The sequence below is a fragment of the Leucobacter sp. BZR 635 genome (assembly GCF_048061935.2).
Lineage (GTDB): Bacteria > Actinomycetota > Actinomycetes > Actinomycetales > Microbacteriaceae > Leucobacter.
This window is the reverse complement of the sequence record NZ_JBLUNZ020000007.1, coordinates 80,943-96,081: the sequence shown is the minus strand read 5'-3', so window position 1 is coordinate 96,081 and position 15,139 is coordinate 80,943. Positions and strand designations below refer to the sequence as shown.

Annotated in this window: 14 protein-coding genes; 13 read left to right on the top strand and 1 reads right to left on the bottom strand. The window is 68.8% G+C overall.

The window, feature by feature from the left end; translation table 11 throughout:
- The 3 genes from ACI1US_RS01655 to ACI1US_RS01645 all read left to right on the top strand — a co-directional run.
- A partial coding sequence (locus ACI1US_RS01655; RefSeq protein WP_461637630.1) for a MucBP domain-containing protein occupies positions 1-530 on the top strand: 530 nt, incomplete at its 5' end.
- 129 nt (positions 531-659) lie between these two features.
- Positions 660-965, top strand: coding sequence for a hypothetical protein (locus tag ACI1US_RS01650; RefSeq protein ID WP_461637628.1), 306 nt, complete (start codon positions 660-662; stop codon positions 963-965).
- A gap of 159 nt (positions 966-1,124) precedes the next feature.
- Positions 1,125-1,922 carry a YidC/Oxa1 family membrane protein insertase gene (locus ACI1US_RS01645; protein ID WP_461637626.1) on the top strand — a complete coding sequence of 266 codons (798 nt, stop codon included), beginning with the start codon at positions 1,125-1,127 and terminating at the stop codon, positions 1,920-1,922.
- A gap of 177 nt (positions 1,923-2,099) precedes the next feature.
- On the opposite strand, the gene ACI1US_RS01640 is transcribed toward ACI1US_RS01645, so the two are convergent.
- Positions 2,100-3,515, bottom strand: coding sequence for a helix-turn-helix transcriptional regulator (locus ACI1US_RS01640; protein WP_461637624.1), 1,416 nt, complete (start codon positions 3,513-3,515; stop codon positions 2,100-2,102).
- Positions 3,516-3,700: 185 nt separating this feature from the next.
- Here ACI1US_RS01640 and fepB point away from each other — a divergent pair, with 185 nt between their 5' ends.
- The 10 genes from fepB (at position 3,701) to ACI1US_RS01590 (ending at position 15,139) form a co-directional block, all read left to right on the top strand.
- Positions 3,701-4,699 carry a Fe2+-enterobactin ABC transporter substrate-binding protein gene (gene fepB, locus ACI1US_RS01635; RefSeq protein ID WP_461637622.1) on the top strand — a complete coding sequence of 333 codons (999 nt, stop codon included), beginning with the start codon at positions 3,701-3,703 and terminating at the stop codon, positions 4,697-4,699.
- 5 nt (positions 4,700-4,704) lie between these two features.
- Positions 4,705-5,757 carry a FecCD family ABC transporter permease gene (locus ACI1US_RS01630; RefSeq protein WP_461637620.1) on the top strand — a complete coding sequence of 351 codons (1,053 nt, stop codon included), beginning with the start codon at positions 4,705-4,707 and terminating at the stop codon, positions 5,755-5,757.
- Positions 5,754-6,782 carry a FecCD family ABC transporter permease gene (locus ACI1US_RS01625; protein ID WP_461637618.1) on the top strand — a complete coding sequence of 343 codons (1,029 nt, stop codon included), beginning with the start codon at positions 5,754-5,756 and terminating at the stop codon, positions 6,780-6,782. Before ACI1US_RS01630 ends, ACI1US_RS01625 begins: the two co-directional genes overlap by 4 nt.
- A 10-nt stretch (positions 6,783-6,792) precedes the next feature.
- Positions 6,793-7,656: an ABC transporter ATP-binding protein gene (locus ACI1US_RS01620; RefSeq protein ID WP_461637616.1), complete on the top strand. Its 864-nt coding sequence runs from the start codon at positions 6,793-6,795 to the stop codon at positions 7,654-7,656.
- Positions 7,653-8,525, top strand: coding sequence for a siderophore-interacting protein (locus ACI1US_RS01615; RefSeq protein ID WP_461637614.1), 873 nt, complete (start codon positions 7,653-7,655; stop codon positions 8,523-8,525). Before ACI1US_RS01620 ends, ACI1US_RS01615 begins: the two co-directional genes overlap by 4 nt.
- Positions 8,526-8,863: 338 nt before the next feature.
- On the top strand, positions 8,864-11,020 hold the full coding sequence (locus tag ACI1US_RS01610) for an MMPL family transporter (protein ID WP_461637612.1): 2,157 nt from the start codon (positions 8,864-8,866) through the stop codon (positions 11,018-11,020).
- On the top strand, positions 11,017-12,291 hold the full coding sequence (locus ACI1US_RS01605; protein WP_461637610.1) for a sensor histidine kinase: 1,275 nt from the start codon (positions 11,017-11,019) through the stop codon (positions 12,289-12,291). The genes ACI1US_RS01610 and ACI1US_RS01605 overlap by 4 nt, the downstream gene beginning before the upstream one ends.
- Complete coding sequence (locus ACI1US_RS01600) at positions 12,288-12,908, top strand: response regulator (RefSeq protein WP_059061316.1); 621 nt, start codon at positions 12,288-12,290, stop codon at positions 12,906-12,908. Before ACI1US_RS01605 ends, ACI1US_RS01600 begins: the two co-directional genes overlap by 4 nt.
- Before the next feature lie 86 nt (positions 12,909-12,994).
- The gene (locus ACI1US_RS01595) at positions 12,995-13,432 is read left to right on the top strand and encodes a DUF2871 domain-containing protein (protein WP_461637608.1); all 438 of its coding nucleotides are present in this window, start codon (positions 12,995-12,997) and stop codon (positions 13,430-13,432) included.
- A 27-nt stretch (positions 13,433-13,459) separates the two neighbouring features.
- Positions 13,460-15,139, top strand: coding sequence for an MFS transporter (locus ACI1US_RS01590; protein WP_461637606.1), 1,680 nt, complete (start codon positions 13,460-13,462; stop codon positions 15,137-15,139).

Below are 15,139 nucleotides of genomic sequence, written 5' to 3'. Positions count from 1 at the left end.
AACAGCTCGCCTTCGCCGGCTACGACTTCGTGCGGGTCGAAGGTGCCACCACCGGCACCATCTCCGGCGAACCGGTCACCGTCACCTACCACTACAAGAAGCAGACACCGCCCGTCGAACAGGGCACCGTCACCGCCAACTACCTCGACGAAAACGGTGCCCCGCTGCGCGACCCGATCATCACGACGGGCGACATCGACACCGATTACACGACCGAACAGCTCGCCTTCGCCGGCTACGACTTCGTGCGGGTCGAAGGTGCCACCACCGGCACCATCTCCGGCGAACCGGTCTCCGTCACCTACCACTACAAGAAGCAGAAGGGTGTTCCCCCGGTAGATCCGGAACCGCCGGTGATTGACCCGGACCCGGGCACGACCCCGCCAAAGGGCAACCCGGACGGGGCCCTTGCGGTCTCCGGCTCGAGCCTGCTCTGGCCGATCGTGGGGTCGGGAGCTGCTGCGCTACTCGTCGCAGCAGGCCTCGCGCTCCACGGGCGGAGGCAATCGCGAAACGGTCTGAGCGGATAGCGAAACGCTCCTGTCTGACGCGGGAGGGTCGCCCCGAAAGTGGCGGCCCTCCCGCGCTGCGTATCTTCCGCAGTGCGCCGACTGTCTTCCCGCTAAACTAGCTCCGAACACGAAACGGAGGTGTGGGTCATGATGTTGTCGCTTTGGATGATGACGCAGTTCGTGCTCATTACCCTCGTTGTCGCGTTCGGTACGTCGCAGCCGCAGTCCCCCGCTCAGGCGGCGCTGCTCGGCGCGGTCGGCATCCTCGCCCTCGCACCGATTATCACGGCGTTCGTGTGCGCGCGGAGGGCCACGTTTACCGCCGCGGCACCCACCCCGCGGGCACCGTCGCCCTGGGCCGTGTTTCGCACCTTCCGTGTCGCCGCAGCGCCGGGCACACCCGGCACCGTTCTCGCCCGCGCCCCGTCACGGCTCGCCTCACCCCTCGCGTAACCGTTCGCCGCGGCTGCCTCCGTGCAGCACGCTGGCCTGACTGCGCGCGAGGGATCCGCCAGCCTATTCTGCGAACGAGACGAGATCCACCATGCATTCTTTCCACACTTTCGGGGCGCACTCGCCCAGCCGCCCAGCACGCGGGGCGGGCAGCATTCGATGAACATGTACGAGTTTCTTCCCATCAAGCTCCTCATTCGGGGAGCGTACTGGCTCGTCACCACACTGAGCGATCTGCTCGAGCCACTGACCGGGGCGCAGAGCGCGGCCGTCGCGATCATCCTGCTGACGATCGCGGTGCGCGCACTCCTCATACCGGTCGGCCGCTCGCAGGTGAAGGCAACGCTCGCCAGGCAGCGGATCGCCCCCAAGCTCGCCGAATTGCAGCGCAAGTACAAGAACCCCGAGGTGCTGCAGCGCAAAACCATGGAGCTGTACCAGGCCGAGAAAGCCTCGCCGTTCGCGGGCTGCCTGCCCGTGCTCGCGCAGATGCCCGTACTCATGGCGGTCTACGGGCTGTTCATCCTGCCGGAAATCGACGGCCACCCGAATGAGCTACTCAGCAAGTCGTTCCTCGGCGTGCGGCTCGACGCGAGCCTCACCGGGAGCCTCTTCGGCGGCACCATCACGCTCACGCACGCGACCGTCGGAATCATCATCATGGTGCTCATCGGCATCGTCACGCAGGTCTCGCGCAAGCTCCTCACCCCGCCCGCCCCCGAACCTGCCCCGAAGCCGCAGAACATGCCTGCGGGGATGCCTGATCTGTCGGGCATGACGAGGATGATGAGCTTCGTACCGTTCATGACCGTGATCATCGCGGCGATCGTGCCACTCGCGGCAGCGCTCTACCTCGCGACGACGACGACCTGGACACTCTGCGAGCGCCTGGTCCTCGGCAAGATCTACGGCACGCTGCCGCACGCGAAGCAGAACGAGGGGCAGGCCGAGGAGTAGCGGGAGGCGCGGCGGGAGCTGGCACGGTAGCCGCGGAGCAAGCACACCCCTCGACCCCGCTACAGACGTGGCCCATCCCGGTGGCGCGCCCGCCTGGCACACCTGGGGCGCGGGCCCGCAACGCGCGCTGGCCCACAACGCACGCAGGCCCCAGCGTCGTGAGAGCTGCAACGCCCCTTAGAGTTGCCGCGCGGGCAGCCGCTGCTCACGGCCCCAGGCCGCCCGCGTCGCGCTGAGGTTCGGCACACCGAGCGCCGCGGGCCCTGCCCCGTGCACCGCACGGAAGGCACGTGAAAACGCGGGCAGGTGCGCATAGCCAAGCTCCCGCGACACCTCGGAGGGCGTCTCGCCGTCGCCGAGCTGATTCCGCGCCCGGGTCATGCGGAGCATCCGCAGCCACGCGGCGAACTGGTCGCCCGTGCGGGCCTGCACGAGCCGGTAGAGTTCGCGCTCGGAGGTTCCCAGCCGGGTGGCTGCGTCGGGGATGCGCAGCTCGGGCTCCCGCACGAACAGGTTGGCGAGGGCGGCCAGCCGGCCGTCATCGGGGGTCACGGGGGCGCGGCGCGACCCGGCAAGCGCCGCACCGAAACCGCGGTCGGGGTCGACCCCCACAACGCCCACGGTCGTATAGCTCGCGAGCATCGCCTCAAGCATGTCGAGCGATTCGAGGCCGCCGATCTGGGCCGGAGCGAGGGGCGCTCCGATACTGCCCCGTAGCGCAGAGCGGTAGCCGAGTGGCATGAGCACGGAGCCCGCTGGAATGCGCACCTCGTTGCGGGTGCCGGCCGGGATGACGACCGCTTCTCCCTCGGCAAGCGGCAATGACCGCCCGGCACACACGAGCTCCGCCGGGCCGATCGCCGCCCACACCGCGACGTGCGAGCCGTTCACTCGCGACCAGGTGCGGTGCGTCTGCGCGTCGTCGTGGGTGACGATCTCGGCGGTGCGACACTCTGCATCACGCCGGTCCTCCCGCCACTGCCCGGGCGTCACGCCGGCGGCATCGGCGAAGGCGCGAATGAAGCCGGCCAGGCTCGCGTAGCCGACCTTGTTCGCGACCCACTCAAGATCGCGGCCCGCGGCGACAAGTTCGGCGCCCGCGCGCAGCCTGTGCCGGCGGCGCCACGCGGCGAGCGTCCAGCCCGTGTCCTCGCGGAAGCGCCGCTGCACCGTGCGCAGGCTCCACCCGGGCACTGTCTCGTGCACCGCCTGCGCGAGATCCGCGGTCGGCGCGGCGCGCAGCAGCGCCGCGAGTTCGCGCAGCTCCGCAGAGCGGGGTGCGGGCGGGGCAGCGAGCGCGTCAGGTACGCCGCCGCGCACGGTGAGCAGGGGTGCCTGGGCTCCGTCGAGGTGGCCGAGCACATTGGCGAACGCTCTGAGGAGCGCGGGCAGCGCCGACTCCGGGATCGCGACGCGGGTGACCCCCGTGACGTTTTCGCCCGCGGCGGGTACAGGGATGAGGATCGCGCCTGGCGCGGGGCGCACCCCTACCGCCTCGCCCGCGGGCACCCACGCGCCAGTCCCCGCGCGCAGCACCACGTCTAAGGAGCCGATCCGCAGCGTCGCGACGCCGCGGACAACCGCGTAGAGCATCGCTTCGGAGAGCCGAACCGAGGGCCGCGGCGTGGCGGCTAACCGCGGTGTGGCTGTGAACTGCGCGCCTGGTAACACGGTGTCGTCTCCAATCAACAGATGAATGTAAGGCTTGGCTAACTTTGAGGATAGCGCGCACCGCTGTGCCGTCACCCAAACACTGACCTAACTCGGAGGTTCCCCGCATGGCCAGACGCCTGCTCACCCTCGCCGCCGCCGCAACCGCGGCCGCCCTGCTCCTCGCCGGCTGCAGCTCGACAGCCCCGGACAAGGTGACCGAGGCCGATCCCGCGGCCGAGTCCAGCGAAGGCTGGCCGCGCACGGTCGAGCACGCTGCCGGATCCACAACGATCGACGAGAAGCCGCTGCGCATTGTCTCAGCGGCCCCGTCATTCACCGGAGCGCTGCTCTCCATCGACGCTCCGCTCGTCGCGACGGCCGCGGCGCCTGTCACTCCCCTCACCGACGACAACGGCTTCTTCACGCAGTGGGCGGATGTCGCCGTCGAACGCGGCATCGAGATCGCTTACAAGGATCTGGAGCTCGACCTCGACGCGATCGACCAGTTCGAGCCAGATCTCATCATCGGCTCGGCCTCGGGCGGCGACAGTGCGACGGACGCATATGAGCAGCTGTCAGAGATCGCGCCGACCGTGCTCATCAGCTACGCGGATATCACCTGGCAGGAAATCACGGAACAGATCAGCGAGGCCACGGGGCTCGAAACTGAGGCTGCGGAGCGAATCGCCGAGTACGACCAGTGGGTCACCGACCAGGCAGCCAAGATCAAGCTGCCACCCCAGCCCACAACCGCGCTCATCTACATGGGGCCTGAGGGCTCCTGGCCATTCAACGTCGAGAGCCCGCAGGCCATGCTCCTCAGCTCGCTCGGATTCGACTACCAGCCCGCCAAGGAGGAGTTCCTCTCTGAGGGCCAGGGCGGCCGCGTCGGAACCCTCACGAGCGAGAACGCGGCGGCGGGCCTTGAAGACGCTGCGACCATCTTCACCGTCGCGATGACCGGCGGCGACCCCGTCACGGACTTCTCCAACGACGCGCTGCTCGCCAACCTCCCGGCCATCACGAACGACCAGGTGTACACGATGGGAACCGACTCCTTCCGGCTCGATTACTACAGCGCGAAGCGCACCGTCGAACTGCTCGTCAACACCTTCCCGAAGTAAAACAGGTGACCGTTCAACTCGACACGCTGAGCGGTGAGGCGCGTGCGCCCCACCGCTCGGCGGCGCGGCGCACGGCGCTGCTCATGGCGGCATCCCTCGCCGCCCTCGTCGTGACCGCCGTGCTCGGGTTGGGGCTCGGGTCGAGCAGGATCGACCCGGCCACCGTGGTCTCAGCGATCTTCGACTACGACCCGTCGAACGACGCACACCTCGTTGTCGTGCTGTCGCGCCTGCCACGGATCGTGCTCGGCATCGTTGTCGGGGCGGCGCTCGGCCTCGCAGGCACGCTCATGCAGTCGGTCACGCGCAACCCGCTCGCAGACCCCGGCATACTCGGCGTCAACGCCGGGGCCTCCCTCGCCGTCGTCATCGCGATCGCCTTCCTCGGCATAGACAACGTGAGCGGCTACATTTGGTTCGCGTTCGTGGGCGCGGCAGTTGCCGCCACGGTCGTCTACCTGCTCGGAAGCGCCCGCGGCAACGCGGGCACCCCCGTGCGGATCGCGCTCGCAGGCACAGCCGTGAGCATCGTCATCGGCGCGCTCACCCAGATGATCCTCATCAGTAACGAGGCTGCCTTCAACTCCTTCAGGTTCTGGTCGATCGGTTCGCTCCAGGGGCGAGACTTCGAGGTGATCCTCACGGTCGCGCCGTTTATCGCGGTGGGGATCCTCGCGAGCTTCCTCCTCATCGCGCCCCTCAACGCCATCACCCTCGGCGACGATGTCGCGACGGCACTCGGCACCCACACGGGCTCAGCGCGCATTGGCTCAGCGCTCGCTGTGGTGCTGCTCGCGGGTGCCGCCACGGCGGCGGCCGGCCCGATCGGGTTCATTGGTTTGGGGGCGGCCCACATCGCCCGGTTCTTCACTGGCAATGAACACCGCCGCCTCATCCCCGCCTCCGTCATCCTCGGCTCGACCCTCCTCGTGCTCGCAGACACGCTGGGCCGCGCGAGCGTCGCTCCAGCCGAGCTACAGACCGGCGTCGCCGCCGCCCTGTTCGGCGGCCCACTGTTCGTCGCCCTCGTTCGCTCGCGAAAGGTAGCAGCGCTGTGACCGCGTTCTCAGTCCCGGTACTCCGGATCGGCCGCGCGTCGATCCGCGTGCGGCCCAGACTCCTTATCGTCGGCGGCATCGCCCTCGTCGCACTCATCGCAGTGATCGTGGCGTCGCTCATGATTGGCACGATCCGGCTCGGCTTCGACGACCTCGCGGCCGTCTTCTCCGGCGAAGCCAAGCCGTCAACGACCCGCTCCGTGCTCGGCAGGCGACTGCCCCGCGCGCTCACCGCGGCGGCCGTCGGCGCGCTGCTCGGCATGAGCGGGGCGACATTCCAGTCGCTCTCGCGCAACCCGCTCGGATCCCCCGATATCATCGGCTTCACCTCGGGGGCGGCAACCGCCGCGGTCTTCCAGATCATCGTGTTCGGCGGAGGCATGCTCGCCACCGCGGTCGCCGCGGTTGTCGGCGGAATGCTCACCGCGCTCGCCGTGTACTTCCTTGCCCGTCGCGACGGCGTGACCGGCGGTCTCCGGCTCGTGCTCGTCGGCATCGGTGTCGGAGCCGTCGTGAGCGCATTCTCGGCGCTACTCATCGCGCGCGCCGACGTAGACGACGCGCTGGTCGCCCAGCTTTGGACGACCGGTTCCCTGCTCGGCCGCGGCTGGGTACACGTTGCACTCTCGTTCGCGGTGCTCGCAATCGTCACCCCGCTGCTGCTCGGACTCGGGCGCGGCCTGGCCCTCATGGAGATGGGCGACGATACCGCACACAGCGTCGGGATCCGCGTCGAGCGTACCCGCTTCGCCGCGATGCTCGTCGGGGTCACCGCTGCGGCCGCGGCCACCGCGGTCGCAGGGCCCATCGCGTTCATCGCATTCGCCGCGGGACATATCGCTCGGCATCTCGCCCCGGTTCCGGGCGTGCTCGTCGGGCTCTCCGCGATCGTCGGCGGGGTGCTGCTCGCGGGCGCAGACCTCCTCTCCCAGCACCTCGATGTCGGGCTACGCACCCCGGTGGGTCTCGTCACGAGCGTGCTCGGCGGCGTCTACCTACTCTGGCTGCTCGCCAGACGAATTTGAACGGATCACCATGACCCCCTTCTCTCGCGAACTCTCAGCACACCAGCTCTCCCTCGGCTACGGTCAGCGCACCGTCGTCGACGACCTCGATCTCGCCGTGCCCGCAGGCGGCTTCACCGTCATCATCGGGCCGAACGGCTGCGGCAAGTCCACGCTGCTGCGGGCACTCTCGCGCATGATCCGCCCGAGTGCTGGCGCGGTGACGCTGGGCGATACTGACCTTGCAAAAATCCGCACCAAACAGGTCGCGCGGCGCATTGGCACCCTCGCCCAGGCCCCAGCAACACCGACCGCGATCACGGTCGGCGACCTCGTGGCGCGCGGCCGAAACCCCTACCAGAGCCTGCTGCAGCAGTGGAGCGCCGCCGACGAGATCGCGGTCGACAGTGCCCTCGCGGAGGTCGAAATGACCGAGCAGCGTGAGCGCCTCGTCGAAGAACTCAGTGGGGGCCAGCGGCAGCGCGCCTGGATCGCGATGGCACTCGCGCAGGAGACGCCGATCCTGCTGCTCGACGAGCCGACAACCTACCTCGACATCTCACACCAGATCGACGTGCTCGATCTGTGCTCGCGGCTGCACACCGCTGGCCGCACACTCGTCGCGGTGCTCCACGACCTCAATCTCGCTGCCAGGTACGCAACTCACATCGTGGCGATGCGGGACGGCAAGATCGTCGCCCAGGGCGCCCCCGGCGACATCGTTACCGCCGAGCTGCTGCGTCAGGTGTTCGACCTCGACGCGCTCGTGCTCCCCGATCCCGAGACCGGCCGGCCCCTCATCGTGCCGCGAGACCGCCGCCCCCAATACGCCTCACCCACCCCCACCGCCCACGAGCTCAAGCTTGAGCTCGTGGCAGAACAGGAGTCAGCATGACCGCCCAGGAACCCACCCCCAGCAGCACGCCGGCATCGAACAGCCAGCAGGCACCCGCGCGCAAGCCGCGCGCGACCGATTCAGACGACCACAACAAGGGCCTGCAGCTCGGCCTCGCGACCGTCGTCTCGTTCGCCGACGTCACGCCCGAGCTCGCCCGAGTGGTGCTGCGCATTCCCGATCTCGCCGCGGAGCCCAAGTGGTCGCAGGCAAACGTCGCGATCAGGTTCTACCTCGACGAGCGCTTCGGCCCGACGTCGCGCGTCTACACGGTACGCTCGGCCGATGCACACGCTGGCACCATCGAGGTTGACGTCGTGAAGCACGGCGAGGACAGCCCGATGATGCAGTGGATCGACACGCTCAAGGTCGACGACCAGGTGAAGTTTGGCGGCCCCCGGCCGCACGCCGACCTCCCCGAGACGGGGGGCCGCGACGCGGTATTCTTCGCAGACGCGACCGCGATTCCGGCACTCTACGCGATCCTTGAGCAGGCCGACCCGAAGCTCACCGGCCGCGGCTGGGTCGCGACACACGACGCGGACGCCTTCGCCGAGCTGCCCGTGTTCCCCGGCCTCACGCTCACGCGGATCGCCCCGGGCACGGGATTCGCTGACCAGATCGCCACGCTTCCCGACCCGGCCTCGGTTGTGGTGTGGGCCGCGGGCGAGCGCGATGAGATGCGCGCGATCCGCTCGTTCTTCCGCAAGGATGCGGGCCTCGCGAAAGACGACGTCGCCGTCTTTGGCTACTGGAAGCGCGGCACGACGAACACCGAGATCGACGAGAAGCGTGTCGAGGCCTACGAACTTGCGCTTGCCGCAGGCGGCTCCGTGCACGAGCTCGACGATTTCGCCATCGCGATCTAGCCCGGCAAGCCGGCGGTTTCGTCGCTGGCACAGATGTGACACTGCCTGAGAGAGGAGCAGCACTCCGCCGCAGCCACCCCAACTCGATAGTCAGAACGTGTGCTGAGGATTCCGTTTGCGCACGACCACGGCCGGGGTTACTCCGTAGCACACTACGCGGTAGCCCCGGCCGTGGTCGCTCCGCTCAGCAGGCGCCTGCGGTGGGGAATCACATCGTGTCGCGCTCCGGCGGCTCGGGATCGCGCGCGGCCCCCACCCCTCCCTCATCCTTTTGGATGACGCAGAGTTCACCATCGCCCCCGATGCCAGAACGGGCGCGCGCTGGTGAAGTTGATGTCATGGCTTCTTCCCCTCTTACCTCCCGGCGCGGCGCCTGGATCTCGCTCGGCGTCGCACTCATCGCGATGGTTGCCCTGTTAGGCGCATTCGGCTCGGCGAAAGCGCCGGCACGCAACGCGCAGGCCCCCGCGACCTCCGAGTCAGCCCTCACCAGCGAACTCCTGGCACAGTTTCCCAACGCTGACCGGCAGTCTGTCCTCGTCGTCGCATCCCGTGATGACGGCGGCGAGCTGACAGCGGACGACACCGCCGCGCTCGAGCAGCTCCTCCCGGTGCTCGACGCTCACGCGGATGCCGAGTCAAGCGGCCCCATGCTGAGCGACGACGGCAAGGCGGCCCTGCTCGTCACCCCAATCAAGGTCGGCGAGACGAACACCGACACCGCGCAGATCGTGAAGGCGCTCAGGGCGGACATCGCGGCTGCCAGCGGCCCTGACGCCAGCGATACCTCCGGGTCGGAGATCGCAGGCCTCACCGACCTCTCGCTGCAGGTCACGGGCGGCCCGGCCTTCGGCGCCGACATCGCTGGCGCGTTCGAGGGGGCCGACTTCACGCTGCTGCTCGTCACGATCCTCATCGTCGCCGTGCTGCTCATCGTCACCTACCGTTCCCCCGTGCTCTGGATCGTGCCGCTCATCGTCGTCGCACTCGCTGACGGTCTCGCAGGCCGGATGACCGCGGCCGCGGGTGCCGCCTGGGACCTGCAGTTCGACGCCGGCATCATCAGCGTGCTCGTCTTCGGCGCGGGCACGAACTACGCGCTGCTCCTCATCTCCCGCTACCGCGAGGAACTCCTCACCACCGAGGATCATCGGGCGGCGCTCAGCACCGCCTGGCGCAAGACCCTCCCGGCGATCCTCGCCTCGAACGTGACGGTCGTTGCGGCCCTCCTCACGCTCGCGCTCGCCGTGATTCCCGGCACGCACGGCCTCGGGGTCTCCTCGGCAATCGGACTCGTCATCGCGCTCGCTGCCGTGCTGTTCGTGCTGCCACCGTTCCTCGCCGTGTGCGGACGAGGCGTCTTCTGGCCGTTCGTTCCCCGCCCGGCCGCAGCAGGCGCTGCTGGCGCAGCCGGCGGCACTGGCGCAGCCGGCGGTGCCGGTAGCAACACCACCTCCCACACCGGCGGCGTCTGGCGCGCGATCGCAACCCGCGTTTCCAGCCGCCCCGCGGTCAGTCTCACCGCAGGCCTCGCGCTGCTCGCAGTGATGGCGACGGGCCTCCTCGGCACCTCCGTCGGGCTCGACCAGGTCGAGAAATTCCGCGGCGAGTCCGAGTCTGCTGCGGGCCTTGAGGTGCTCTCTGAGCACTTCCCGCCCGGCGAGGCGCAGCCGATCTTCATCGTGTCGGCGAGCGATAGCGCTGGCACGGTTATCGAAGCGGCGAAGGGCGTCGAGGGCGTCGTGCGCGCCCACCCGGTCGGCGAGACAGCCGACGGCACGCTCACGAAGATTATGGTGACGAGCGAGTACGCTCCGAGCACGGAACAGAGCCTCGAGCAGATCTCCGAGCTTCGCGAGGCAGTGCACGCGGTTCCAGGCACTGACGCACTCGACCAGGCGCTCGTCGGCGGGGCAACCGCGACCGATCTCGACGCCCGCGACGGCAACCAAACGGACCTCTGGCTCATCGCACCGCTCGTGCTTGCCATCTGCTTCCTGGTGCTCATGTTCCTGCTCCGTTCGCTCGTCGCGCCACTGCTGCTGCTCGCAGTGAACCTCGCGAGCGCGGTCGCCGCTATCGGCGCAGGGGCCTGGCTCAGCCGGGTGCTCTTCGGCCAGCAGGCACTCGATCTGCAGGTGCCGCTGCTCGCGTTCCTCTTCCTCGTCGCGCTCGGGATCGACTACACGATCTTCCTTGTGCACCGGGCACGCTCGGAGGCGAAGAAGCTTGGCACCCGCGCGGGGATGGTCGAGGCCGTCGCGCACACCGGAAGCGTCATCACGAGCGCCGGGATTGTGCTCGCCGCAGTGTTCGCCGCGCTCGGTGTGCTCCCGCTCGTCACCCTCGGTCAGCTTGGGCTCATCGTCGGCGTCGGAGTGCTCGTCGACACGCTCATCGTGCGGACCGTCATCGTGCCCGCGATCTTCAGTCTGGTGGGAGATCGGGTCTGGTTCCCCGGAAAGCTCTCGCGACGAGAGAGAATTGACGCATGAGCCTCGTAGACGCGCCGCTGACACGCGATGGTGCCATGGCCACGCGCCCCGCCGAGCCCACCGTGCGGGCGATGCAGGTCGGCCAGCATCTCATCGCGCTGGCGCTCACAGTCATCGGCGTGATCCGCGCGCTCGGCGACGGCGTCGCTCCCCCGGCCGCCATCATCGCGGGCGTCGCGATCCTCGCCTGGCACACGGCAGGGGCGTTCATCCCCAGCCGCGTCGCGGCGACGAACGCGGTGACGTGGTGGCTCGTCGGTTTCGCCGCCGTCTGGATCGCCGCCGTCGCGGTCTCCCCCGAGTTCGTCTGGCTCGCGTTCCTCCTCTGGCTCCTCGCGGGGCACCTCCTGCCGCTGCGCTGGGGGCTCGTGTACTCGGTGTGCGTGTTCGCCGTCGTCGCGGTTGCGCCGATTCTCCACCACGGCACGACGAGCTACGCGAACGTGTTTGGCCCGCTCATCGGCGGGGTGTTCGCGTTTGGGATCTCCCGCGGCTACCTCCAGCTGCTCCACGAAGCCGCCGAGCGCGAGCGGCTCGTCACCTCCCTGAGGCTCGCGCAGACCGAAATGGCTGAGCTGCAGGACGAGCTCGCCGTCGCGCAGCGCGAGGCCGGCGCGATCGCTGAGCGGACACGCATCTCACGTGACATCCACGACACGATCGCGCAGGCGCTCTCGTCGATCCGGTTGCTCGCGCACGCCGGAAGCAACCGCACGAGCGACCCCGCCGCCGAGCTCGCCCTCACCCAGGTCGAGACGCTCGCCGGCGACAGCCTCGCCGACGTGCGCAGGATCGTCGCCGAGCTCGTCCCCGCCGAGCTTGAGGACGGAGCGCTCACCTCAGCGCTGCAGCGCATGCTCGACCGGGCACAGGAGGAGACAGGGATCCGCGCTGAGCTGCACGTCGATGACACTCTGCCGTTGCTCCCGACCGAGATCGAGGTGGGCCTGTTGCGGTCGGCGCAGTCGGCGCTCGCCAATGTGCGCGTTCATGCTCAGGCCAGCCGCGTCGTGCTCAGCCTCATCGACGCTGGCGACTCGGTGCGCATGGACGTGATCGACGACGGCACGGGCTTCGATGCTTCGGCGTGGGAGAGAAGCCCGGTCGCGACCGCCGGATCGTCGAGCTACGGGCTGCGCTTCATGCGGGACCGGCTGCGCGAACTCGGCGGCGGGCTCGACGTTGAGAGCACCCCCGGCGAGGGCACCGCGATCTCGGCGCACCTGCCGATCCACATCGACCAGGCCACTGTTCCCAAGGAGACCCCATGACCATCACCGTGCTGCTCGTCGACGACCACCCGGTCGTGCGCAGCGGGCTCCGCGCAGTGCTCGACACTGGCGACAGCGTCGCCGTGGTCGGAGAGGCTGCAACGGGCGAGGCAGCCATCGCGCTCGCCGAGCAGCTCCGGCCAGACGTCGTGCTCTGCGACCTGCGGCTCGGCGCTGGGATCGACGGAATCGAGACAACAGCGGCACTGCGCGCCCTCGACCCGGCACCCGCCGTACTCATTCTCACGACCTTCGACCGGGACGCCGAGATCCTCGGAGCCATCGAGGCGGGTGCCGCCGGATACCTGCTGAAGGACGTCGCCCCAGAAACCATCGTCGAGGGCATCGAGCGCGCGGCCGCAGGCGACATGTTCCTCACGCCCGACATCGCATCGCGCGTACTCAAGGGCATGCGCGATCCGCTCCCGAAGCTCACCGAGCGCGAGGTTGAGGTGCTGCGGCTCCTCGCGACCGGTGCCGCGAACCGTGAGGTCGCCCGCGCACTGTTTGTGACCGAGGCGACCGTCAAGAGCCACGTCGCGCATATCTTCACGAAGCTCGACGTCGACAGCCGATCCCGCGCGATCCACGTCGCCAGGGAAACCGGCCTGATCTAGCCCCGCCGTCGGCCCACTGCCTGGCAGCGCTGATTACTGCGCCCAAAAACTCACCATCACACCATCGTTCTTGAAAGGACACCATCATGAAGAAACTGCTCAACGCCTCGTTCATCTACATGCTCGTTGGGGTCGCCTCGGGCCTCTTCTACCGCGAGTTCACCAAGCTCAACGATTTCCCGGAGGGGCAGTTCACCCAGCTCGGGCTCGCACACACGCACCTGCTCACGCTCGGGTTCATCGTGCTCCTCATCGTGCTCGGACTCGAGAAGGTGTTCACGATCTCAGCGAGCCCGAAGCTGTTCGCCTGGTTCTTCTGGCTCTACAACGCGGGCGTTGTGCTCACCTCGGCAATGCTCATCTGGCACGGCAGCCTCACCGTGCTCGGCGAGGAATCCACGAAGATGATCTCGGGGATCGCCGGCCTCGGCCACATGTTCCTCACTGCCGGCATGATCGTGCTCTTCATCGCGCTCCGTCGCGCGGTTTCCAAGCAGCCCACGCCAGCGGTCACTGCGGCGTAACCTGCGACAGCGACGTAGGCTGCAGCCATGTCAACTCTGACGCATCGTGACTCGCCGGCCCCGAGCAGGAGCGATTGGGCCGCCCTCGCGGTCCTCTCGCTCGGGCTCGGCCTCATTGTGCTCGACGGCACGATCGTTGGGGTCGCGCTGCCGTCGATCATCGCGGACCTGTCGCTGAGCCTCGCCGACGCGCAGTGGGTGAACAGCGTCTACGCGGTGCTGCTCGCCGCGCTGCTGCTCTCGACAGGCAAGCTTGCTGACCGGCTGGGCCGAAAGCGCTTGTTCATTGCCGGCATCGCCGTGTTCATCGCCGGGAGTCTGCTCGCGGCGGCGGCCGGCGGGGCCGCGGCGCTTATCGGGGCGCGGGCGGTGCAGGCCGTCGGTGCCGCGCTCATCATGCCGTCGACGCTGTCGACCGTGAACGCGGTCTTCCGCGGCAAGTATCGTGCGGCGGCGTTCGGCGTCTGGGGCGCGGTCATCTCGGGAGCGGCCGCGGTCGGCCCGCTCGCCGGCGGCGCGCTCACGCAGGCGCTGTCGTGGCATTGGATCTTCCTCGTCAATCTTCCCGTCGGCGCCGCTGTCGTCATCGCGGCACTCATCGTCGTGCCAGAGACCAAGGGCGAGAAGTCGCGGCCTGGTGCTGACGTTGACGGGGCGCTGCTCAGCGCGATCGGGTTTGGGGCGCTCGTGTTTGCCATCATTGAGGGCCCCGAGATAGGCTGGTTGCGTCAGCACGAAGACTTCACGCTGTTCGGCTGGACCTGGCGATCCACCGCCCCGGTCTCCATCGCGGCCATTGCACTACTCATCGCCGCGGCCGCAATCATCGGTTTCGTCTTTTGGGAGCGGCACCGCGAGCGCGTACGCCGCTCCGCCCTGCTCGACCTCGAACTCTTCACATTCTCGACGTTCTCCTGGGGAAACATCACCGCGGCAATGGTTGCCGTCGGCGAGTTCGCCATTATCTTTGTGCTGCCGCTGTACCTCATTAGCGCGCTCGGGATCGGCGTCATGGGCGCGGGCCTCACGCTTGCAGCGATGGCGGTCGGCGCCTTCGCCTCCGGGGCGGCATCGCGCCACCTCGCCGCGAAGTTCGGCGCCCCCGGCACCGTACTCATCGGGCTCGGCCTCGAAGTGCTTGGCGCAGTTGCGCTCGCGCTGCTGCTCGGCGGCGACACCCCCGCGTGGCTCATCGCGATCCCCCTCACCGTGTACGGACTCGGGCTCGGGCTCGCCTCGGCGCAGCTCACCGGGACCGTGCTGCGCGATGTTCCCGTCGGCGCGTCCGGCCAGGCATCAGCGACCCAGAGCACCGTCAGACAGATCGGCTCGGCACTCGGCACCGCGTTCGGCGGCGCAGCGCTCTCGGTCGGCCTCGCGTTCTCGCTACCGCGCGCCCTCGACGCCGCCGGGGCGGGAAGCGGCAGCGGCGCCGGGCTCGGAATCGACGGCGAGACGGCGGCGCAGCTCGCGGAGCAGACCAGGCAGACGGCGGGCACGACCATCTCTCAGCTGCGGGCGCAGGGGGATGCGAGCCCGCTCGGGGACCACACGGGCGCGGTGCTCGATGCGCTCGCTTCGGGGTTCGCCGACGCAAGCCGGTGGGCGATTCTCATCGCCGCAGCTTTCCTTGCGGTTGGCTTCATCGGCGCGCTGCGGCTGCGGGCCGCGACACTGTCTCTTTCCAAAGAGGAAACTCAGGCGTAG